This is a genomic window from Rhodococcus spelaei, from assembly GCF_006704125.1.
Taxonomy (GTDB): domain Bacteria; phylum Actinomycetota; class Actinomycetes; order Mycobacteriales; family Mycobacteriaceae; genus Rhodococcus_G; species Rhodococcus_G spelaei.
The window spans coordinates 67,856-88,405 of the sequence record NZ_VIGH01000010.1 but is presented as its reverse complement, the minus strand read 5'-3'; the positions used below and the strand labels follow the sequence as shown (position 1 = coordinate 88,405).

Here is a 20,550-nt window from a genome sequence, read left to right as displayed (position 1 = left end):
TCCACGTCCGAGAAGGAGACTCGTCCATGCCCGAGCTGCTGTTCCCGTTGGATTCGTCGAAGAAGTTCACCGATCAGGAGAAGGTCGGGCACAACCGCTGGCACCCCGACATCCCGGCCGCGGTCACCGTCAAGCCCGGCGACGAGTTCCGGGTGCACTGTCGTGAGTGGTTCGACGGCGCGATCCACAACGACGACTCGGCCGACGACATTCTCAACGCCCCGCTGACCACCGTGCACACCCTGTCGGGGCCGTTCGCGGTCGAGGGTGCGAAGCCCGGCGACCTGCTGATCGTCGACATCCTCGACATCGGGCCCATCCCGCAAGAGGATTCGGGCCCGCTCGCCGGCCAGGGGTGGGGCTACACCGGGATCTTCTCCAAGTCCACCGCCGGCGGGTTCCTCACCGACCAGTTCCCCGACGCGTACAAGGCGATCTGGGACTTCTCCGGCCAGACCGCGACCTCCCGGCACGTGCCGCACGTGAGCTTCACTGGCATCGTGCACCCGGGCCTGATGGGGACCGCGCCGTCCGCGGAGTTGTTGTCGCGGTGGAACGCTCGCGAGGGCGCGTTGATCGCCACCGACCCGGACCGGGTGCCCGCGCTGGCGCTGCCGCCGGAACCGCGGGACGCCATCCTCGGCACGCTCGCGGGGGCCGAGTTCGACCGGGTCGCCGCCGAGGCCGCCCGTACCGCCCCGCCGCGGGAGAACGGTGGCAACCAGGACATCAAGAACCTGACGAAGGGCAGTCGCGTCTTCTATCCGGTGTTCGTCGACGGCGGGCACCTGTCGGTGGGGGATCTGCACTTCTCGCAGGGCGACGGCGAGATCACCTTCTGCGGGGCGATCGAGATGGGCGGGTTCATCGACCTGCGGGTGGACCTGATCAAGGGCGGCATGGAGACCTACGGCGTCTCGGAGAACGCGATCTTCATGCCCGGCAACACCGACCCGCAGTACTCGCAGTGGCTGGCGTTCTCGGGGACCTCGGTGACCCTGGAGGGGGAGCAGCGCTACCTCGATTCGCACCTGGCGTACCAGCGGGCCTGCCTACACGCGATCGACTACCTGACGAAGTTCGGCTACAGCCCCGAGCAGGCCTACCTGTTGCTGGGCGCGGCGCCGATCGAGGGTCGGCTGTCGGGGGTGGTGGACATCCCGAACTCGTGCGCGACGGTGTACCTGCCGACGGCGATCTTCGACTTCGACGTCACCCCGTCCGCGGCCGGTCCGGTGCGGATCGATCCCGGCATGGGAGCGCCACACACGGTGGGCTAGCGGGTGACGCACCTTACAACGTAAGTCCCGGTGTGTGAGACATCACGCCCGTCCGTTAACGAGGTGTTTATTTTCTAGCTATACAAACTTTCCCGTTCAACGGATAGATTGCCCCTTATCGCTCGGCAGCGTGCAAGCGTTACAGGTCGAGTGCAATGTCCTCCGGTTGGAGGGCAGGAGCAGTTGCAGAAGGAGTGACGAGATGAACGATCTGTCCAACGGGGTCGATGACATGGTTCGAGCGATCCTCGCGTACGAGCTCGAGGATCTCGACACTGTCGATGCCATGGCCGTCGACGACATCCGCGCCGGACTGCTCGACGACTGGGTCCGTGCGATCGCGTCGTCCGGGATGCTGTCCGAACGGATCGTCACCGAGGTCGAGCGGGCGTGGCGATTCGATCCGGAACTGCTCGTCGACGCCCTGCTCGACGGCGCGGACGAGGTCACCCTGCGCCGGTTCAAGGGGTCCCGGGGCCGGCACGCGGACTCGCTGTCCGCCGCGGCCTCGGCGTTCGCCTGATCGCTGATCTTCATGGTGTGGGTCGACGCGATCTCGCGCGCCGCGGTCGCGCCGACCCCGCTGCCGGTCGGGGTCCCGGCGTTCATCGCCGTCCAGTACCGCCGAAGGAAGACGCATTGACACTGCACGCACGCGAGGTGGTCTGGGAGCGCGGCGGCAAGCTCATCGTGAACGGCGTCACCCTGGAACCGCGGCAGGGGCAGATGGTCGGGCTGCTGGGCCCCAACGGGTCCGGCAAGTCGTCGCTGCTGCGGCTGATGAGCGGGGTGCGCAGGCCCACCCGCGGCACCGTGCTGCTCGACGGCACCGAGCTGTCGCGGGCGCGGCGCCGCGAGGTCGCCAAGGCCGTGGCCGTGGTGAGCCAGCACGCCGACACCGACGTGGACATCACCGTGCGGGACGTGGTGCGCCTGGGCCGGATTCCGCACCGCGGCGCGTTCGGTGGTGATCCGGGCGCGGACGAGGCGGCGGTGACCGCTGCGGTCGCGCACACCGGACTCACCGGCAAGCTGGACCAGCTGTGGCACACGCTCTCCGGCGGCGAGCGGCAACGCGTCCAGATCGCGCGGGCGCTGGCGCAGGAGCCGCGGGAACTGCTGCTCGACGAGCCGACCAACCACCTCGACATCCAGCACCAGCTCGAGCTGCTCACCTTGGTCGCGCGCCTGCCGATCACCAGCGTCGTCGCGCTGCACGACCTGAACCTCGCCGCCATGTTCTGCGACCAGCTGGTGGTCCTGCAGTCCGGACGGGTGGTGGCCGCGGGTACACCGTCGGAGGTGCTGACCGAGGAGCTGATCGCCCGGGTCTACAACGTGCACGCTCGGGTGTCCGGCGACGGGCCCGACGGTCGGCCGTCGATCCGGTTCAGTCCCGCGCCGGTGGTGGAGTCCGTCCTTGCCGGGTGACCGACACGCTTGACCTCATTGGTCACATTCGTCACAGTAGACACTCTGTTATCGGATCGTGGCGCGGCACCCTCGCCATGAGAGCAAATCAGGGTTAGCGTGTCCCCAATCGCTCGAGAGCGTCGCAGTGTTACAGCACAACGCGAAGTCGCATCCGACGGAGGGACCGCCCTGATGAGAGTTCTAGGATCCCCGACATACGACCTGGTCAACGCTGTTCTGTCGTACGAGTACGACGGCGGCGAGATCGACGTCCACGCCATCGACCGGGTGCGCGGCGGGGACACGGACGAGTGGATGATCGCACTGTCCGACAGCGGCCTGTTTTCCGACGACGCCCTGGTCTCCGTCCTCGGTGCGTGGCACCGGGACCCCGAACTGCTCGTCGACGCGCTGCTCGGCGGCGCGGACGAGGTCTCGCGCCGCCGGCTCAAGGCGACGCGACGCAGTTCCCTGTTGCCGGTGGTGCGACCGCGGCAGCAGATCGTCGGGATCGGCTAGACCCGACACCCTCCCAGCCCCCATCTAGACCGGACCCTGACCGACGACGATCACCTCGTCGTCGGTCAGCGTGCGCAACGGGGTCCCCGACCGCCGGTAGTTGTCCGCGACCTGCTCGACGAGCGCGGCCTCCGCCGGCTCGTAGCCCGGCGACCGGTAGTGCGGGACGATCGCGTGGTCGACGAGCCCGAGCCCGTCCCACACCACCGGGACGCCGCACGTCGGCTCGACCTCGGCGGGGTCGTCGAGCAGCTCGAGACCCCGAAGGCTCGGCGACATCACGCAGGCCCCCGCGCTGTATCCCGCGTAGACCAGGGCGTCGCCGCGCAGCAGGTCGGGCAGCACGACGTCCGCGCCGCTGCGCGCGAACTGCGCCCGCAGCACGAAGGTGTTGCCGCCGCGCACCCACACCATCTGCACCCGCGAGAGTGCGGCGCGCAACGCGTCCGGCCGGCCGACGAACTCGCGCAGGTCCAGCTCCGCCGGCTCGAAACCCAGCCGGCGCAACGGCACCAGGTCCGAGAGCACCGCCGACGCGCGCGCCCCGCCCCACGCGTCGGCCGCGTTCGCGATCACCGCGACCCGTCCCGGCTCGCCGACCAGGTTCAGCAGCCGGTCGGGATCGGCGCCGAACCGGTACGAGGACAGGAACAGTCGCATCAGATGGTGAACGGGAGGTTGGTCGCCACCCGCCGACCGAGTTCCTCGTCGCCGCCGAAGGTGATCTCGCCGAGGTGATCGGTCGGATTCACCCGGCCGCCGCACAGTCGGGTGAACAGTCGCGAGTCCATGCCCAGTGTCGCGGTCGCGGGTCCGTCGAGCGCGGGCACGACCGCCGCGCGGCCGTCGACCGCCACGTGGATCCGGCGGGCGAGCGGTCCCGAGAGGTCGAACGTCACCGACGAACCCTGCGGCGCGTGGCCCTTCTTCCCGACCGCGAACCCGAGCCCGGCGAGGATCTCCGCCAGCGCGTACTCCGCACGCGGCCCGCCCTCGTCGCCGGGCAGGTCGACGGCGTCGCGGATGTCGTGCTCGTGAAACCAGCAGTCGAACAGTCGGGTTCGCATGAAGCGGCCGTAGCTGTCGGGTCCGACCGGTGTCATAGCCGGTGCGTCGAAGTCGTCCTGCGTCATGGCCTCGAGCGCCTCGGCGCGGGCAATCGTGATGTCCCGGAACGCGGCAAGCATCTGTGCCGGCGTGCGCTCCCGCAGCCCGATCACCCAGCGCTCGTTGTACGCGCCGATCGGGTTGTGCACGTGATCGGCGGCGGGTACGGCCTCCTCCGGGACCGGCGGCTCGACGCCGCTGAGAAGTGACTCGGTGCCGATCAGGTGCGAGACGACGTCGTGCACCGACCATCCCGGCAGCGGCGACGGCGCCGACCACTGCTCCGGCGACAGGCCGTCGAGCACGAATCCGATCTTGTCCCACTCCTCGATCAGCGCGGCGGTCAACGGCTGCTTCTCGACCAGTGTCGGCTTTCTCGCGTCGCTCATCGGGTCACTCTAGGACCGGCCGGACCGATCGTCCGGGGTATCGGTGCGGGCGTGTTCGGGCGGCGTTGCCTGGGGGAGTCGGGCGCATCGGGGACAGCCGGATTCGGGGCCGTCCGGGAGGAACGCGCCGCAGTCCGGGCAGACGCGGTCCAACCAGCACGCCGGGTCGCCGCCGAGGTCGCTGTTGCTCACCCGACCTCCTGGAGGAACTCGGCGAGCACGTCGGCGTTGCTGTGTTCGACGTCACGGGTCGCGGTCAGCAGCACGATCGGCCGTCCGTGGGCGAGGGCCAGCACCCGCGCGATCGCCTCGCGACCCGCATCGGATTCGAGCTCGGCGCGGTAGCGCGCCCGGAACTCGCGGAAATGGGAGACGTCGTGGCTGTACCAGTGGCGCAGTTCGGACGACGGGGCGAGGTCCTTCGCCCAGTCGTCGTAGTGGAAATCGTCCTTGCGAACCCCGCGCGGCCAGAGTCGGTCGACGAAGATGCGGGCCGTGCCGGGTTCGGCCTCCGGATGGTCGTAGACGCGCTCGACCGTGATCGTCGGCGTGGCCTGACTGCTCATCGGCACCTCCACTCCCTGACTGCCCTCAGGCTACGTGATGTGACGCAGGTCATTCCATTTGTGTCGGTTTCGCCCGGTACGTCCCTGTTCTGAGTCGATTCAGTGCGCGTTGAGCGGGAAGCGAGTTCCCTTCGGGACCGTAGGTCTGGCTAGCATGAGCTACTTCGTGCGTGCTGGGTCATCTTCCGCTTGTCGCACGAGGGCTGCCACACGGTGCGGCCCGATCACCGTCTACCTCAGGAAGTAAACAAGTTGGACACAACGCAGAGTTCGCCACAGGCGCGCCCGACTGTCGGCGTCGTTCGGGAAACGAACGACGGCGAGAGGCGGGTCGCGCTCGTTCCCAAGTCCGTCGCCGCACTCATCGGCAAGGGCATGGACGTCGTCGTCGAGTCCGGCGCCGGTCTGGGAGCGCTCATCCCCGACGATCTGTACAAGGAGGCGGGCGCGACCATCGGCGACGCGTGGTCCGCGGACGTCGTCCTCAAGGTCGCGGCCCCGAACGCCGAGGAGACCGCCCGGCTGCGCGCCGGCCAGAAGCTGATCGGCTTCCTCGCCCCGCGCACCAACGAGTCCGGCATCGCCGCGCTCGCGGACGCGGGTGTCGAGGCGTACGCCGTCGAGGCGATCCCGCGCATCTCCCGCGCCCAGGTGATGGATGCGCTGTCCTCGCAGGCCAACGTCGCCGGCTACAAGGCGGTCATCGTGGCGGCGTCGGAGTCCACCCGGTACTTCCCGATGCTCACCACCGCGGCCGGCACCGTCAAGCCGGCCACGGTGCTCGTGCTCGGTGTCGGCGTCGCCGGCCTGCAGGCGCTGGCCACGGCGAAGCGTCTCGGCGGCCGCGTCACCGGCTACGACGTGCGTCCCGAGGTGGCGGACCAGGTTCGTTCCGTCGGTGCGCAGTGGCTGGACCTGGGCATCGACGCCGCCGGTGAGGGCGGCTACGCCCGCCAGCTGACCGAGGCCGAGCAGGCCCAGCAGCAGCAGGCGCTCGAGGATGCGATCAAGGGCTTCGACGTGGTCATCACGACCGCCCTCGTCCCGGGTCGTCCCGCACCGCGACTGGTCACCGCCGCCGCCGTCGAGGGCATGAAGCCCGGCTCGGTGATCGTGGACCTCGCGGGCGAGACCGGTGGCAACTGCGAGATCACCGAGCCCGGTCAGACCGTCGTCAAGCACGGCGTCACGATCTGCTCCCCGCTGAACCTCCCGGCCACCATGCCGGAGCACTCGAGCGAGCTGTACGCCAAGAACCTGTACGCCCTCGTCGAACTGATGCTCGACGAGAACGGCGCAGTCGCGCCGGACTTCGACGACGAGGTGCTCGCTGCCGCGTGCGTCACTCGCAAGGAGGCAACCGCCTGATGTACACCGAACTTCTTGCGAACATCGCGATCCTGGTCCTGGCCGGGTTCGTGGGCTTCGCAGTCATCTCCAAGGTGCCCAACACCCTGCACACGCCGCTGATGTCGGGCACCAACGCCATCCACGGCATCGTCGTGCTCGGTGCGCTGGTGGTGCTCGGCCACCTGCCCGGCGACGCGCCGTGGAGCATCAAGATCATCCTGTTCGTCGCGCTGGTGTTCGGCACCCTGAACGTGGTCGGTGGCTTCGTCGTCACCGACCGCATGCTCGCGATGTTCAAGCCCAAGAAGGACGCCGTCAAGGTTGCTCCCGAGAAGAAGGGGGCTGACGCCTGATGGGCTACCTCGTCTCGATCCTGTACATCGTCGCGTTCGCGATGTTCATCTACGGTCTGTCGGGCCTGACCGGTCCGAAGACCGCGGTGCGCGGCAACTACATCGCCGCCGTGGGCATGCTGATCGCGGTCGTCGCCGTCCTGATCGACGTGCGCGACACCGACAACTGGGGACTGATCGTCGGCGGCCTGCTGGTCGGTGTGGTCCTGGGCGTCCCGCCGGCCCTGCGCACCAAGATGACGGCCATGCCGCAGCTGGTCGCGCTGTTCAACGGCGTCGGCGGTGGCACCGTCGCGCTCATCGCGTGGGCCGAGTTCCTCGACTCCGACGGCTTCACCACCCTCGCCGACGTGCCGACCGCGCCGGTCGTCGTCGGTTCGCTGTTCGCCGCGATCGTCGGTTCGGTCTCGTTCTGGGGCTCGCTCGTCGCGTTCTCGAAGCTGCAGGAACTGCTCAACAAGAACCTCGAGAAGAAGTTCGTGGCGGGCGCCAAGGCGTTCCAGCTCGCGAACATCGTCCTCGCGATCGTCTCGATCGCCATCGCGGTGTACATCGGCGTCAACGCCGACCCGGCCAACAACCCGACCTCGGCGCTGTGGATCGCGGTGCTGCTCGTGGTCGCGGGGCTCATGGGCCTGTTCGTCGTGCTGCCGATCGGCGGCGCGGACATGCCGGTCGTCATCTCGCTGCTCAACGCGCTGACCGGTCTGTCCGCCGCGGCCGCCGGTCTCGCGCTGAACAACCAGGCGATGATCGTCGCCGGCATGATCGTCGGCGCGTCCGGCACGATCCTGACCAACCTCATGGCCAAGGCGATGAACCGGTCCATCCCGGCGATCGTGTTCGGCTCCTTCGGCGGCGACGATGCCGGAGCCGGCGCGGCGAGTGCCACCGGCGGCACGGTCAAGGCCACGTCCGCGTCGGACGCGGCGATCCAGATGGCGTACGCCAACCAGGTCATCGTCGTGCCGGGCTACGGTCTCGCCGTCGCGCAGGCCCAGCACGCGGTCAAGGAGATGGCCAGCATGCTCGAAGAGCGTGGCGTCGAGGTCAAGTACGCGATCCACCCGGTCGCCGGCCGCATGCCCGGTCACATGAACGTGCTGCTCGCCGAAGCCGACGTGGAGTACGACGCGATGAAGGAGATGGACGACATCAACGGTGAGTTCTCGCGCACCGACGTCGCCATCGTCATCGGCGCCAACGACGTGACCAACCCGGCTGCGCGCAACGATCCGAGCTCGCCGATCCACGGCATGCCGATCCTGAACGTCGACCAGGCTCGTTCGGTCATCGTTCTCAAGCGGTCGATGTCCTCGGGTTACGCCGGCATCGACAACCCGCTGTTCTTCGCCGACACCACCTCGATGCTGTTCGGTGACGCGAAGAAGATGGTCTCCGAGGTCACCGAGGAGCTCAAGGCGCTCTAGCGTCAGCCGACGAAGGCGCCCTTCCCGCGATTCGAACGGGGAAGGGCGCCTTCGTCGTCTCGTGCCTAGGTGATGACGCTGCCGGTCGGGATGAGCGCGGTGGTGACCAGTGCGATCAGCCTGGCGACGGGATCGATTTCGTTGATGCTGCCCATGTGGCTCCTCGATGTGATGAATGCTCGTGCGCGGCACGAAGCTACCCGGGCGCCGAGCCCGGGAGGTCGAATTGCCCGAAATTGCCGGTACTCAGTCGAGTTCGCCGGGTGCGGCGGGGCGCACGACATCGGCACAACGCGACGCCATCAACACGAACGCCAGTGGCACCACGAGCGTCGCGGTCAGCGGCATCAGACTGGTCAGCCAGCCGAGCAGTGCGGGTCCGGCGAGCAGTCCGACGTAGCCCATCCCGACCACCCGCGACATGTTGACCCCGGGCGCGCCGGCGCCGAGGTTCCCGGCGGCGGTGAAGATCTGCGGAATGCAGCCCGACAGGCCGAGCCCGAACAGCGCCCACCCGAACAGGGTCAGCCCCACCCAGCCGGACGCGATCACCGTCGCCAGTCCGGCCGCCGCGATCAGGGTGCCGTAGCGCACCACCGCGACCGGCCCGAGCGCCGCACTGACCCGGTCCGCGGCGAACCGCCCGACCGTCATCATCACCGCGAACGCGCCGAACGCGAGGGCGGCGGTCGCGTCCGAGGTGCCGAGGTGCTCCTTGACCTGCAGCGTGCTCCAGTCGTTCGCTGCGCCCTCGGCGAGGAACAGGGCGAACGCGATCGCGCCGAGGGTCAGCACCCTGCGGATTGCCCCGCGCCCGCCGGATCCCGATGATCCGGGCGGCGCGGTGTGCTCGTGCACCTGGTGTGGCAGCAGCAGCGGGCCGCACACCGCGACCGTCGCTAAACCGATCGCCGACGCCCCCGCCAACGCGGTCAGCGGGGACCATCCCGACGCGAGGGTCGCGGCACCGAGCAGCGACCCGACCACCCCGCCGACGGAGAACAGGGCGTGGAACGCCGACATGATCGGCCGTCCGTACATTCGTTCGGCGTGCACCGCCTGCGAGTTCATCGACACGTCGAGGGCGCCGTTGCCGAGACCGAACACGGCCAGCGCCGCAGCGAGACCGACGGCGTCGGTCGCGAGGGCGGGACCGATCACCCCGGCGGAGATGAGCGCGCCGGCAGCCAGGACCATCCGGCGGCTGCCCCAGCGGTCGGCGAGCGGTCCGGCGATCTGCATGCCGACCAGGGCACCGGCGGCCAGGACGAGCAGCAGCCAACCGAGGGTGGCGTGGCTGATACCGGTGCGGTCGGAGATCGACGGGATGTGCACGACCCACGCTGCCAGCAGGAACCCGTTGACCGCGAAGATGCCGAAGATCGCGGCGCGCGCTCGGCGGAGGCGGACGGGTTCGGCGGTGGAAACGGACACCCGTCCTTTCTACCGGCTGGGCAACCGGCGGACTGTGCGCGCGAAATACCCCGGTCGGGGTGAACGGCGCGCACGGGCGGCGCAGCCGCACGTCAGGCGCGGGCGAGGAGGGTGAGCGGATCGGTGAGCGTGGAGGCGACGTCGGCGAGGAACCTCGACGCCTGGTCGCCGTCGACCAGTCGGTGGTCGAACGACAGTCCGAGGGTGCTCACCCAGCGGACCGCGATCTCCTCGTCGACCACCCACGGCCGGCGTGCGACCGCGCCGAGGCACACGATCGCCGCCTCCCCGGGCGTGAGGATGGGGGTCCCGGCGTCGACCCCGAACATCCCGACGTTCGTGATGGTGACGGTGCCGCCGGACAGGTCCGCGGGGGTGGCCCGGCCCGACCGCGCGGCCTCGGTGACCTCGTCGATGGCCCGGGTCAGCTCGACCAGGCTCATCAGGTGGGCGTCCTTGACCGTCGGGACGAGCAGTCCGCGGTCGGTGGCGGTGGCGATGCCGAGGTTCACGTAGTGCTTGGTGACGATCTCCTGCCGGTCCTCGTCCCAGCTCGAGTTCAGGCTCGGGTGCGCTCGCAGCGCCACCAGCACCACCTTCGCGACCAGCGGCAGCGGTGACCGCCCGAGTTCGGCGAACTCCGGCACGGCGTGCAGTCGGGCGAGCAGGTCCATCGAGGCGGTGACGTCGACGGTGACGAACTCGGTGACGTGCGGCGCGGTGAACGCGCTGCGGGTGACCGCGGCGGCGGTCTGCTTGCGGACCCCGCGGATGGGTGTGCGGGTCTCGCGGGCCGACGGTGCGGTGCCCGCGCGGACGTCGCCGACGGTCACCGCACCACCCGCCCCGGTGCCCGGCACGGCGTCCAGGTCGACGCCGAGCTCGCGGGCCAGCCTGCGGGCGGACGGTTTCGCGTCCGGTCGGCGGGAGGCGCGCCTGCTCTCCGGCGCAGCGGACGGCCCGTACCCGACGAGCACCGAACCATGTTCGGGCTCAGCCTGTTCCGGCTCTGTCGGCCCTGGCGTCCCCGCGCCGCCGATCCGGATCAGCGGTGCCCCGACTGCGACGACCTCGCCCGGCTCGGCGAGCAGGGCCAGGACGGTGCCGGCATACGGCGACGGCAGTTCGACGAGCGCCTTCGCCGTCTCGACCTCCGCGATCACCTGGTTCAGTGCGACGCCCTCACCCACCGCCACCGACCATGAGACGAGTTCCGCCTCGGTCAAGCCCTCGCCGAGGTCGGGCAGGCGGAACTCGTGCACCTGAGCGTCGGTCACATCCGGCCCCCTTCAGGCGGCGAGCGTCTTGTCGACCGCGTCGAGGATGCGGTCCGGGTCGGGCAGGTAGTACTTCTCGAGTTTGGCGGCGGGATACGGCGTCGCGAATCCGCCGACCCGCAGCACGGGTGACTCCAGTTGGTAGAAGCAACGCTCGGAGATGCGGGCGGCGATCTCGGCGCCCAGTCCGAGGAACACCGGTGCCTCGTGCACGACCACCAGCCGCCCGGTCTTGCGGACCGACGCCTCGACGGTGTCGAAGTCGACGGGTGCGAGCGAGCGCAGGTCGATCACCTCCAGCGAGTGACCTTCCTGCTCGGCCACTCTCGCGGCGGCCAGCGCGGTGGAGACCATCGGGCCGTATGCGACGACGGTCGCGTCGGTGCCCGCCACGACCACCCGGGCCCGGTGCAGGTCGAGGTCGGGCGGCGAGTCGAGGTCCACCTCGCCGCGGTCCCAGTACCGGCGTTTCGGCTCGAAGAACAGCACCGGGTCGTCCGCGGCGATGGCCTGCTGGATCATGTGGAACGCGTCGGCCGGGGTGGACGGGCTGACCGCCCGCAGTCCCGCGGTGTGCGCGAAGTAGGCCTCCGGGGACTCCGAATGATGTTCGACCGCACCGATTCCGCCGCCGAACGGCACCCGGATGGTCAGCGGCGCGCGGACCCTGCCCTCGGTGCGGTAGTGGATCTTCGCGACCTGACAGACGATCTGGGCGAACGCCGGGTAGACGAACCCGTCGAACTGGATCTCGCACACCGGCCGGTACCCGCGCAGGGCGAGACCGAACGCCGTCCCGACGATGCCGGACTCGGCGAGCGGGGTGTCGATGACGCGGTCGCCGCCGAAGTCCTTCTGCAGGGTGTCGGTGACGCGGAAGACGCCGCCGAGCTGGCCGATGTCCTCGCCCATCAGCAGCACCTTGCGGTCGTGTTCGAGTGCCCGGCGGAGTCCGGCGTTCAGGGCGCCGCCGAGCGTCATGGTGGTCATGGCCGCGCCTCCTCGAGGGTCCGTAGGTACTCGGCGAACTGCTCGCGCTCCTCGTCGAGCAGCGGGTGATCCTGGGTGTACACGTGCTCGAACAGGCTCAGCGGCTCCGGGTCGGGGATCGCGAGGGTGCCCGCCCGGAACGCGGACGCGGCGTCCTCGGCCTTGTCGTTCACCTGGGTTTCGAACGCCGCGTCGAAGCAGTCCTCACGGTCGAGCAGTCGCCGCAGTCGGTCGATGGGGTCGCGGGCCCGCCACAGTTCGAGTTCGGCGCCGGTCCGGTAGCGGGTCGGGTCGTCGGAGGTGGTGTGCGGGCCCATCCGGTAGGTGATCGCCTCGATGAAGCTGGGTCCGCTGCCCTCGCGGGCGCGGCGGGCGGCGGCGCGGGTCACGGCGAGGACGGCGAGCGCGTCGTTGCCGTCGACCTGGACGCCCGGGATGCCGTAGCCGGTGGCGCGGTCGGCCAGCGGGAACGGGCTCTGCAGCTGCACAGGTTCGCTGATCGCCCAGTGGTTGTTCTGGCAGAAGAACACCACACCTGCGTTGAAGCTGGCCGCGAAGCCGAGCGCCTCCGCCAGGTCGCCCTGGCTGGTGGCGCCGTCCCCGAAGTAGGCGAAGGTGGCGATCTCGGCGCCGTCCATGTGCGCGCCGATCGCGTAGCCGGTGGCGTGCAGGCCCTGGGATCCGACGATGACCGCCGGGTTGGTCAGCCCGAACTCGTTCGGGTCCCAGCTCGACAGGGCCACGCCCCGCCACATCCGTGGCCACTGCGCGAGGTCGACGCCGCGGCAGTAGGCCAGGCCGTGCTCGCGGTAGCTGGTGAACACGAAGTCGTCGGGGCGCATCGCCCAGGCGGAGCCGACCTGCGCGGCCTCCTGCCCGAGGCTGGGCACCCAGATCCCGATCTGGCCCTGCCGTTGCAGGGCGGTGGCCTCGGCGTCGATCCGCCGGACCACGACCATGTCCTCGTACATCCCACGCAGCTGCTGCGGTCCGATGTCGGCGACCGTGTCGGCGTGCGCGGACCCGTGCACGCGTCGGCCGTCCGGCTGGACGAGCTGGACCGGGTAGGCAATTTTGTCGGCCACCGCGACCTCCTCGCGACCGCGCCGGGCGTCGGCCTTCGTGGGGCCGCGGGCGGCGCTGGGGGTGTCCTCAGTTCACAGGATCCACCTCCAAGCGTACTGCGCAAGCGGACCGTGCGGACCGGGCCGGAAGGTCGGCGGGTAGGTCGCAGGCGCCGCGCCGACCGACACGGTCCTGCCGATCCCGGTCGCCGGGCTTGCCACCGGTCCGACCGGATTCCTGGGCCCGTTGGTCGGTCAGCACGTCACTGCCAGGACCGACCCGGACACGCCGGGCGTCACCCAATTCCTGGGAACCGAGCGGCCCTGCGTCTGCGTCGTCCACTGGCGCAACCTGTCGACCGGTGCGATCGGCGATTCGGACTACTGGTTCGGCGGGCTCACCCGGGGCGTCGCCCGCACCGGATCAGGAACGGTGGTTGCGACTGTCACCGTCGACGGTAGGCGCGACGGCGGTCTCTTTCCCCCGACCACTGTCCTGGCAGGCGCAGGTGCCTGGACGGTGCCCTAAGTCGCGAGCAGGGTGGCGACCACGACCGCGGCGAGGGCCGCGAGGCCGGCCGGGTACAGGGCGGGCCCGCGCATGTCGGGGTTGCCGTAGTCGCCGTGCTTGACGTGAAAGCCGATGGCGCCCAGCAGCAGTGCCAGCAGCGCGACGGCGGCGGCGAGCCCGAGCGGCCCCCAGAACAGTCCGACCAGCAACCCGAGCGCGCCCGCGAGTTCCGCGCCGCCGATGGCGCGGACCTGGTTCTCGCTCAGCCCGCGATCCCGCAGGGCGGTCCAGGCGGTGCCGTGCAGTCGAAGCTTGGGCGTGGCGGCGCCGAGTAGACCGATCGCGAGGACGACCGCGGCGACGATGGCGACGACGGCCACTGGATACCCCTCAATCTGGACGGTCAACGGGTGATGCCTACCTGTTCAACGAGTCTTTCGTGCTGCGTAAGAAGCCCTGCCGGGCCGACGCTACCCCTATCGGCCCGTGGAATCACCGACGCCGCAGTCCGAGTCGCAGGTTCGCGGGCTTGAGGGTGAACTCCTCGGCCACCTCGAGCCGGTAGTCGGGATCGGGTTCGAGGTCGTAGCGATGCAGGATTAGGGCGAGGGCGAGCACCGTCTCGTGCAACGCGAGCTGGCGGCCGATGCACGCGCGCAGGCCGGTGCCGAACGGCTTGTAGATCCCGGGTGGGCGGGTGCGGGCCCGTTCGGGCAGGAAGCGGTCGGGGTCGAAGGCCTCCGGGTCGGGTCCCCAGACAGGGTCCCGGTGCACCGCGAGGGTGAGGGCGAGCATCGCCTGACCGCGCCGGACCGGGTGCCCGCCGATGGTCGTGTCCTGCAACGGTTCGCGGAAGAACGCCGGCCCGATCGGCCACAGTCGCAGGGTTTCGTCGACGACGCGTCGCAGGTACTTGAGCTTGTGGACGTCCGCGAACGCCGGTTCCGGATCGTCGCCCGCCGGCCACAGGCCGTACACCTCGTCGCGGACCCGGTCCGCGATGTCCGGGTGGGTGGCCAGCAGGTGCAGCGCGAACGACATGGTGCCCGAGGTGGTCTCGTGGCCGGCGTTGAGGAAGGTGATCACCTGGTTGCGGATGTTCTCGTCGCTGAGCCGTCGCCCGGTCTCCGGGTCCGCGGTGGTGAGCATCAGGGCGAGCAGGTCGTCGGGCTGATCGTCGGGGTTCGCCCGGCGCGCACGGATGACGTCGTCGACGACACTTCGGATGTAGGCCACATCGGCGTCGTTCTGGACGATGGCGCGGTGCCGGACCAGGCGGTCGATCCAGTGGACCGGCACCCGGTACGTGCTGCGCCCGGCGTAGGCGAACGTCCGCATCACCGCGGCGGCGTACGGGTCGGGCTCGGGGGAGGAGAACGACCGGAAGTCGTAGCCGAAGCCGATCCGGCCGATCGTCTCGAGTGTCAGTTTGCTCGTGTCGGTGTGCACGTCCACCGGCCCCGACGCGGCCCGGGCGTCCCAGTAGCCGATGAGTTCGCGTGCGGTGTCGACCATGACGTCGTGGTAGTCCTTCATCGACGCCAGGGTGAAGGCGGGCATCAGGATGTTGTGCGCGCTGGACCAGTTGGGCTCGGTGGTGTGGGCGGTGAACAGCGCGTCCTCGAGGATCTCTCGGCCCGCAACCAGGGCGAAACCGATGTGTTTGCCGAATCGTTTGTCGTCGCAGAGTTCGGCGTACAGGTCGGTTCCGGAGACGACCGTGAGTTCCTGGTTGAAAATTCGCGTTTCGAAGATCGGGCCGAGGCTGCGCGCCTGCGCCATCAGGTTCAGCGCGGGCTTCGCGGGGTCGGCGGTGAGCAGGTCACCGAGCACCGGAAGGCGGTGCGGCGGGTGCGGAAGCGTTGTGGTCATCGGAATGCACTTCGATTCGGCTCCTGACGCGTGCGTGCGTCGTGGCTATTGTCGCGCAGACCTCGCGGTTTGTCTGCTGCCGCTTCGTCAGCTCACTATCGTCACAAGTGGTCTCGCCGCGACGATACGGGTGCCCGCGCACGCCGCGGCCAACTAGCATCGACGGATGAAATCCGGCGGAGCACCGCCGAATCCGCCTCGCCCGTTCACGGTCGCGGCCGCCGCGAAGGGATGGACCGAATGAGCAACGCAGTCGGACTGGACGAACAGGCAGTGTCCGCCTGGATCGCGGACCTGGGTGTCGGGGCGGTGGCCCCGTTGACGTTCAAGCGGATCGGCAATGGACAGTCGAATCTCACGTTCCTGGTGGCAGACGCGGGCGGCGGGCAGTGGGTGCTGCGCCGGCCGCCGCTCGGACACCTGCTGGCCTCGGCGCACGACGTGGCGCGCGAGTACCGCATCCTGTCCGCACTGCAGGGCACCGGTGTGCCGGTTCCCAAAGCGCTTGCCCTGACCGAGGATCCGGCCGTCACCGACGCACCGTTGATGCTGATGAGCTACGTGGACGGGTTGGTGATCGACAGCATCGGCGTCGCCAAGGAGTTGACCACCGACCGTCGTCGCGCCACCGGGCTGTCGATGCCGGCCGCGTTGGCGAGCATCCATCGTGTCGATCTCGAACTGGCGGCGCTCGAGGACCTGGCCAGTCATTCGCCGTTCGCCGAACGGCAGCTCAAGCGGTGGTCGGGGCAGTGGGAGAAGTCGAAGACCCGCGAGGTGCCCGTCGTGGAGGAGTTGGCCGCGCTGCTGGCTCGTTCGGTGCCTGCCCAGCGCGAACTGACCTTGGTGCACGGCGACTTCCACCTGAGCAACGTCATCACCTCCCGGGAGGACGGGCGGGTGGTCGCGGTGGTCGACTGGGAACTGTGCACACTGGGCGATCCGCTCGCCGACGTCGGAGCGTTGCTCGCGTACTGGTCGCAGGCGGACGACGAGGTGCAGGGGCCGTTCGTCGCGTCGACGCTCGACGGCTTTCCGACCCGAGACGAGTTGGCGCGGGCCTACTTCGACGAGACCGGCCGCGATCCGGCCGCGCTCGGCTTCTGGCACGCGCTGGCGCTGTGGAAGCTCGCGATCATCGCCGAGGGAGTGCTCCGCCGCACGATGGAGGACCCGCGGAACACTGCCGCAGTGGGCGGGCCGTCGACCAAGATCATCGACGACATCGTGGCCAGGGCGATGCTCGTCGCCGGTGAGGCCGGTCTGCGGTAGCGCAATCCCCGGCAGACGAACGCCCCGCGAACGAGTGCGGGGCGTTCGTCGTTTCACCGGGAGCCGGTGCGCACCAGTCCCGCGACGGCGGCCCGAACCTCGGCGGGGATCGGTACGGGCCGGCGGGACGCCGCGTCGACGTACACGTGCACGAACCGCCCGGTCGCCGCGGGTTCGAGGCCACCGTCGGGGGCGTCGCGGAAGATCGCCAGCGAGTACACGACGCTGCGAGTGCCCAGCCGCTCCACCGCCAGCCCGACGTGCAGTTGGTCGGGAAAGCTGAGCTCACGCAGGTAACGACACGACGTCTCGGCCACCACGCCGATTGCGGGGAGGTCGCGGATGTCGACCCCGGACTCCGCGATGAGGTAGGCGTTGACGGCGGTGTCGAAGTACGAGTAGTAGGTGACGTTGTTGACGTGGCCGTAGTGGTCGTTGTCCGCCCAACGGGTCGGCACCGGCCACAACACTGGGTAGTCGGCGGCGGCAGGCGTCGGTGCGTCGGTCATGTCGCAGACCCTAGCGACCCTCGCCGCAGCAGCAGTCGGACGGCGAGTCCCACCACACTCGGACACGATGCCGCAGCCGGCGTGCCCGGGCAGGGTCAGGTACGGACCTTCTTGACCACGAACAGCAGGATCACCGCACCGAGAAGGCAGGTCAGGAAGCTGAAGATCCAGCCGCCCTCACTGACGTTCACGCCGAACAGTCGGAGCAGGAAGCCGCCGATCAGTCCACCGACGACGCCGACGACGATGTTCATCAGGATGCCCTGCTGTTCGGACGTGCCCATGATCTTGCTGCCGATCCAGCCGGCCAGCCCGCCGATGATGATCCATCCGATGATGCTCAGTCCCAGCATGTCGACTCCTTGTCAGATGACGCGTCAACAACGATCACTGGTGAAACCGTAGCGAAGTTGGACCCAGCCTGCGATGTTCGGAGGACGAAGAGGGCGCGCGGAAAGCCGTTCGTGCGGCATTCGCGAGGAGTAGGTTCCGAGGCAAACCCCACGTCGACGATGGGACAGGCGATGTCCGCTCAGACCGTGACGAAGACCCACCGGCGACGAGGGATGTGCGCGGCTGCGGCCGTCGCCGTGCTGATAGCCGCGGCAGGATGCTCGAGCGATTCGACGACGACATCGTCGGCGACGAGCACGGCACCCACCAGCGCCGAGAACAGTGCGACACTCGATCCCGCTGTCGTGCAGCGACTCGACGCGGCGATCGACGCCACGATGGCCCAGACCGCGGTGCCGGGCGCGATCGTCGGTATCTGGGGACCGGACGGCTCGTACGTGAAGTCGTTCGGTGTCGCCGACAAGTCGACCGGCGCTCCGATGCAGACCGACTTCTACAGCCGGATCGGCAGCCTCACCAAGACGTTCACGGCTACCGGGGTGCTGCAGTTGGTCGACGAGGGCAAGGTCGGTCTGGACGACCCGATCTCGAAGTACGTCGAGGGTGTCCCCGCGGGCGACCAGATCACCATCCGGGAACTGGCGCGCATGCAGAGCGGGCTGGCCAACTACTCGGAGAGTCCGGCCTTCCAGAAGGCGTTCTTCGCCGATCCGCGAGCGCCGTTCACGCCCCAGCAGCTGCTGGGCTACGCGTTCGCGGAGCCCGCGACCTTCCCTCCGGGCCAGGGATTCCAGTACTGCAACACCAACTACACACTGCTCGGACTCGTGGTGGAGAAGGTCAGCGGACTCCCGCTCCCGGACTACGTGCAGCAGAAGATCCTCGCGCCGCTGCACATGGACAAGACCGTCTTCCCGACCACCAACGCGTTCCCCGATCCGCACGCGCAGGGCTACACCGTGCAGACCGCCGACGGCAAGGAAGCCGCGGCCACCGACTGGGATCCGTCGTGGGGGTGGGCGGCGGGAGCGATGATCTCGACGCTCGACGACCTGCACACCTGGGGTCCCGCACTGGCGACCGGCACCCTGCTCACCCCGGAGACGCAGGCACAGCGACTCGAGACGGTGAACGCCCCGGGGTACGCGCCGAATGTCGGGTACGGACTGGGGATCTTCAACGCTGACGGCTGGATCGGCCACAACGGCAGCCTGCCCGGCTACCAGACGGTGACGGTGTACCTGCCGGAGAAGAAGACCACCCTGGTCATCATGACCAACACCGACGTCGCGTACCAGGGCGGCGAACCCAGCACCATGCTCGGGACCGCCATCACGCAGGTCATCACGCCGGATCACGTCTACCGGCTGGCCGCGAACGCGCCGGTGCCCGCGGTGCCCTCGTCCACCACTCCGACGCGCTGATCCCGGACACCCCGCCGAGAGTGCAGTTGTCGTCGGCCCCACTCGGTGTTTGCCCCGGAAACTGCACGGTCGGCCCGGGTACGGTGGGGCGATGGTGACGATCGAGGTGCTGCGCGGGGACATCACCACCATCGAGGCCGACGCGATCGTGAATGCGGCGAACTCCGCGTTGCTCGGCGGCGGGGGAGTCGACGGTGCGATCCACCGCGCCGGCGGACCGCGCATTCTCGACGAGTGCCGCCGTCTACGCGTGACGACCCTGCCCGACGGTTTGCCCGCCGGTGACGCCGTCGCGACCACCGCGGGAAACCTGCCTGCCCGCTGGGTGATTCACACGGTCGGTCCGGTGTATTCCGCGACCGAGGACCGCTCCGCCGTGCTGCGCTCGGCGTACACGAGCAGTCTCGCCGTCGCGGACGAGCTCGGCGCGCGAACCGTCGCGTTCCCGCTGATCTCCGCGGGCGTGTACGGCTGGCCGCATCGGGATGCGGTGCACCAGGCGGTGACCGCGGTCCGCGGCGCCCGGACGACGGTCGAGCGGGTCGTCTTCGTCGCGTTCGACGAGGCGATGGCGGCGCTGCTGCGGGAGGAACTGACCGTGCTGACGACAGCCGAGGACCTCGCCGAGCGGTTGGGCTCCGCGCGAGCGCCGGTGCTCCTCGACGTGCGCTGGGCCCTGGGCGATCCGGACGGACGCGCGCACTACGAGCGCGGCCACATCCCCGGCGCGGTCTACGTGGACATGGAGACGGAGCTGGCCGCGCCGGCCGCCCCGGAGTTCGGTCGGCATCCGCTGCCGACGGCCGCCGCACTGCAGGACAGCGCCCGGCGCTGGGGAATTCGCGGCGGCGACGCCGTGGTGGTCTACGACGCGACCGGGAACACCGCCGCCGCGCGGGCCTGGTGGCTGCTGCGGTGGGCCGGCGTCGCCGACGTCCGACTGCTCGACGGTGGACTCGCGGCGTGGACGGCGGCGGGCCGAGGTCTGGAGTCCGGCCCCGGCCGGGTGCGCGCTCCGGGGGACGTGGTGCTCGGCGCGGGCCACCTGCCCGTGATCGACGCCGATGCGGCGGCGAACTGGTCGAGCCGGGGCGTGCTGCTCGACGCGCGGGCCGGCGAGCGCTACCGCGGCGAGGTCGAACCCGTCGACCCGCGGTCCGGGCACATCCCCGGTGCGATCAGCGCCCCGACGTCCGACAACCTCGACGGCGCGGAACGGTTCGCGGACGTCGAGACGCTGCGACGACGATTCGCCGCGCTGGGAGTGGACGGAACCGCCCCGGTCGCGGTGTACTGCGGGTCCGGGGTGTCGGCCGCACACGAGGTCGCCGCCCTCGCGGTCGCCGGGATCGAGGCGGCGCTGTATCCCGGATCCTGGTCGCAGTGGTCCAACGACCCGAGTCGGCCCGCCGCGACCGGACCGACACCATAGGACG

General features: G+C 69.7%; 21 protein-coding genes and 1 pseudogene. 11 read left to right on the top strand and 11 right to left on the bottom strand.

Translation table 11 applies throughout. The features are described 5' to 3' along the window. Positions 1 to 26: 26 nt before the first annotated feature. The 4 genes from fmdA to FK531_RS20210 all read left to right on the top strand — a co-directional run bounded on the left by fmdA (position 27) and on the right by FK531_RS20210 (position 3,212). Positions 27 to 1,280: a formamidase gene (gene fmdA / locus FK531_RS20230; RefSeq protein ID WP_142102678.1), complete on the top strand. Its 1,254-nt coding sequence runs from the start codon at positions 27 to 29 to the stop codon at positions 1,278 to 1,280. Positions 1,281 to 1,482: 202 nt separating this feature from the next. After that, entirely contained in the window at positions 1,483 to 1,803 is a 321-nt protein-coding gene (locus FK531_RS20225) for a hypothetical protein (protein ID WP_142102676.1), read from the top strand. Between the two features lie 116 nt (positions 1,804 to 1,919). Continuing rightward, positions 1,920 to 2,711: an ABC transporter ATP-binding protein gene (locus FK531_RS20215; RefSeq protein ID WP_142102674.1), complete on the top strand. Its 792-nt coding sequence runs from the start codon at positions 1,920 to 1,922 to the stop codon at positions 2,709 to 2,711. Positions 2,712 to 2,885: 174 nt separating this feature from the next. Next, positions 2,886 to 3,212 (top strand): hypothetical protein, encoded by a 327-nt coding sequence (locus FK531_RS20210; RefSeq protein ID WP_142102672.1) that lies wholly within the window; start codon positions 2,886 to 2,888, stop codon positions 3,210 to 3,212. 24 nt (positions 3,213 to 3,236) lie between these two features. On the opposite strand, the gene FK531_RS20205 is transcribed toward FK531_RS20210, so the two are convergent. From FK531_RS20205 to FK531_RS20190, 3 genes are all read right to left on the bottom strand, one after another. Then, positions 3,237 to 3,872 carry a Type 1 glutamine amidotransferase-like domain-containing protein gene (locus tag FK531_RS20205; RefSeq protein WP_142102670.1) on the bottom strand — a complete coding sequence of 212 codons (636 nt, stop codon included), beginning with the start codon at positions 3,870 to 3,872 and terminating at the stop codon, positions 3,237 to 3,239. After that, positions 3,872 to 4,708, bottom strand: a complete 837-nt coding sequence (locus FK531_RS20200) for a maleylpyruvate isomerase family mycothiol-dependent enzyme (RefSeq protein ID WP_142102669.1) — start codon at positions 4,706 to 4,708, stop codon at positions 3,872 to 3,874. Before FK531_RS20200 ends, FK531_RS20205 begins: the two co-directional genes overlap by 1 nt. 188 nt (positions 4,709 to 4,896) lie before the next feature. Then, the gene (locus tag FK531_RS20190; protein ID WP_142102665.1) at positions 4,897 to 5,274 is read right to left on the bottom strand and encodes a DUF488 domain-containing protein; all 378 of its coding nucleotides are present in this window, start codon (positions 5,272 to 5,274) and stop codon (positions 4,897 to 4,899) included. Positions 5,275 to 5,526: 252 nt separating this feature from the next. Here FK531_RS20190 and FK531_RS20185 point away from each other — a divergent pair, with 252 nt between their 5' ends. The 3 genes from FK531_RS20185 to FK531_RS20175 are packed head-to-tail and all read left to right on the top strand — an operon-like array spanning position 5,527 to position 8,407. Next, positions 5,527 to 6,642, top strand: a complete 1,116-nt coding sequence (locus tag FK531_RS20185) for a Re/Si-specific NAD(P)(+) transhydrogenase subunit alpha (protein ID WP_142102663.1) — start codon at positions 5,527 to 5,529, stop codon at positions 6,640 to 6,642. Beyond that, entirely contained in the window at positions 6,642 to 6,977 is a 336-nt protein-coding gene (locus FK531_RS20180; RefSeq protein WP_142102661.1) for an NAD(P) transhydrogenase subunit alpha part 2, read from the top strand. The genes FK531_RS20185 and FK531_RS20180 overlap by 1 nt, the downstream gene beginning before the upstream one ends. Next, positions 6,977 to 8,407: an NAD(P)(+) transhydrogenase (Re/Si-specific) subunit beta gene (locus tag FK531_RS20175; protein WP_142102659.1), complete on the top strand. Its 1,431-nt coding sequence runs from the start codon at positions 6,977 to 6,979 to the stop codon at positions 8,405 to 8,407. The genes FK531_RS20180 and FK531_RS20175 overlap by 1 nt, the downstream gene beginning before the upstream one ends. Before the next feature lie 246 nt (positions 8,408 to 8,653). Here the strand turns inward: FK531_RS20175 and FK531_RS20170 are convergent, their stop codons facing one another. From FK531_RS20170 to FK531_RS20140, 6 genes are all read right to left on the bottom strand, one after another. Continuing rightward, entirely contained in the window at positions 8,654 to 9,841 is a 1,188-nt protein-coding gene (locus FK531_RS20170; RefSeq protein WP_142102658.1) for an MFS transporter, read from the bottom strand. Between the two features lie 92 nt (positions 9,842 to 9,933). Further along, positions 9,934 to 11,118, bottom strand: a complete 1,185-nt coding sequence (locus FK531_RS20165; RefSeq protein WP_142102656.1) for a dihydrolipoamide acetyltransferase family protein — start codon at positions 11,116 to 11,118, stop codon at positions 9,934 to 9,936. Positions 11,119 to 11,130: 12 nt separating this feature from the next. Beyond that, positions 11,131 to 12,108, bottom strand: a complete 978-nt coding sequence (locus FK531_RS20160; RefSeq protein ID WP_142102654.1) for an alpha-ketoacid dehydrogenase subunit beta — start codon at positions 12,106 to 12,108, stop codon at positions 11,131 to 11,133. After that, complete coding sequence (gene pdhA, locus FK531_RS20155) at positions 12,105 to 13,193, bottom strand: pyruvate dehydrogenase (acetyl-transferring) E1 component subunit alpha (RefSeq protein WP_142102652.1); 1,089 nt, start codon at positions 13,191 to 13,193, stop codon at positions 12,105 to 12,107. The genes FK531_RS20160 and pdhA overlap by 4 nt, the downstream gene beginning before the upstream one ends. A gap of 504 nt (positions 13,194 to 13,697) precedes the next feature. Continuing rightward, positions 13,698 to 14,090 carry a DoxX family protein gene (locus tag FK531_RS20145; RefSeq protein ID WP_246098287.1) on the bottom strand — a complete coding sequence of 131 codons (393 nt, stop codon included), beginning with the start codon at positions 14,088 to 14,090 and terminating at the stop codon, positions 13,698 to 13,700. Positions 14,091 to 14,175: 85 nt separating this feature from the next. Further along, complete coding sequence (locus FK531_RS20140; protein WP_142102650.1) at positions 14,176 to 15,555, bottom strand: cytochrome P450; 1,380 nt, start codon at positions 15,553 to 15,555, stop codon at positions 14,176 to 14,178. Between the two features lie 240 nt (positions 15,556 to 15,795). On the opposite strand from FK531_RS20140, the gene FK531_RS20135 reads away from it, so the two are divergent. Further along, complete coding sequence (locus FK531_RS20135) at positions 15,796 to 16,827, top strand: phosphotransferase family protein (RefSeq protein WP_142102648.1); 1,032 nt, start codon at positions 15,796 to 15,798, stop codon at positions 16,825 to 16,827. Between the two features lie 53 nt (positions 16,828 to 16,880). Here FK531_RS20135 and FK531_RS20130 read toward each other — a convergent pair whose 3' ends face one another. Beyond that, positions 16,881 to 17,336, bottom strand: a complete 456-nt coding sequence (locus tag FK531_RS20130; protein WP_142102646.1) for an acyl-CoA thioesterase — start codon at positions 17,334 to 17,336, stop codon at positions 16,881 to 16,883. A 95-nt stretch (positions 17,337 to 17,431) separates the two neighbouring features. Further along, complete coding sequence (locus FK531_RS20125) at positions 17,432 to 17,689, bottom strand: GlsB/YeaQ/YmgE family stress response membrane protein (protein WP_142102644.1); 258 nt, start codon at positions 17,687 to 17,689, stop codon at positions 17,432 to 17,434. A gap of 171 nt (positions 17,690 to 17,860) precedes the next feature. On the opposite strand from FK531_RS20125, the gene FK531_RS20120 reads away from it, so the two are divergent. From FK531_RS20120 to FK531_RS22790, 3 genes and pseudogenes are all read left to right on the top strand, one after another. Then, a complete protein-coding gene (locus FK531_RS20120; RefSeq protein WP_142102642.1) occupies positions 17,861 to 19,114 on the top strand; it encodes a serine hydrolase domain-containing protein in 1,254 nt (417 codons plus the stop codon). A 91-nt stretch (positions 19,115 to 19,205) separates the two neighbouring features. Further along, positions 19,206 to 19,697: pseudogene (locus FK531_RS22795) on the top strand (O-acetyl-ADP-ribose deacetylase); the annotation flags it as partial. Beyond that, a complete protein-coding gene (locus tag FK531_RS22790; protein WP_246098299.1) occupies positions 19,683 to 20,546 on the top strand; it encodes a sulfurtransferase in 864 nt (287 codons plus the stop codon). The pseudogene FK531_RS22795 and the gene FK531_RS22790, both read left to right, overlap by 15 nt. Positions 20,547 to 20,550: the final 4 nt, after the last annotated feature.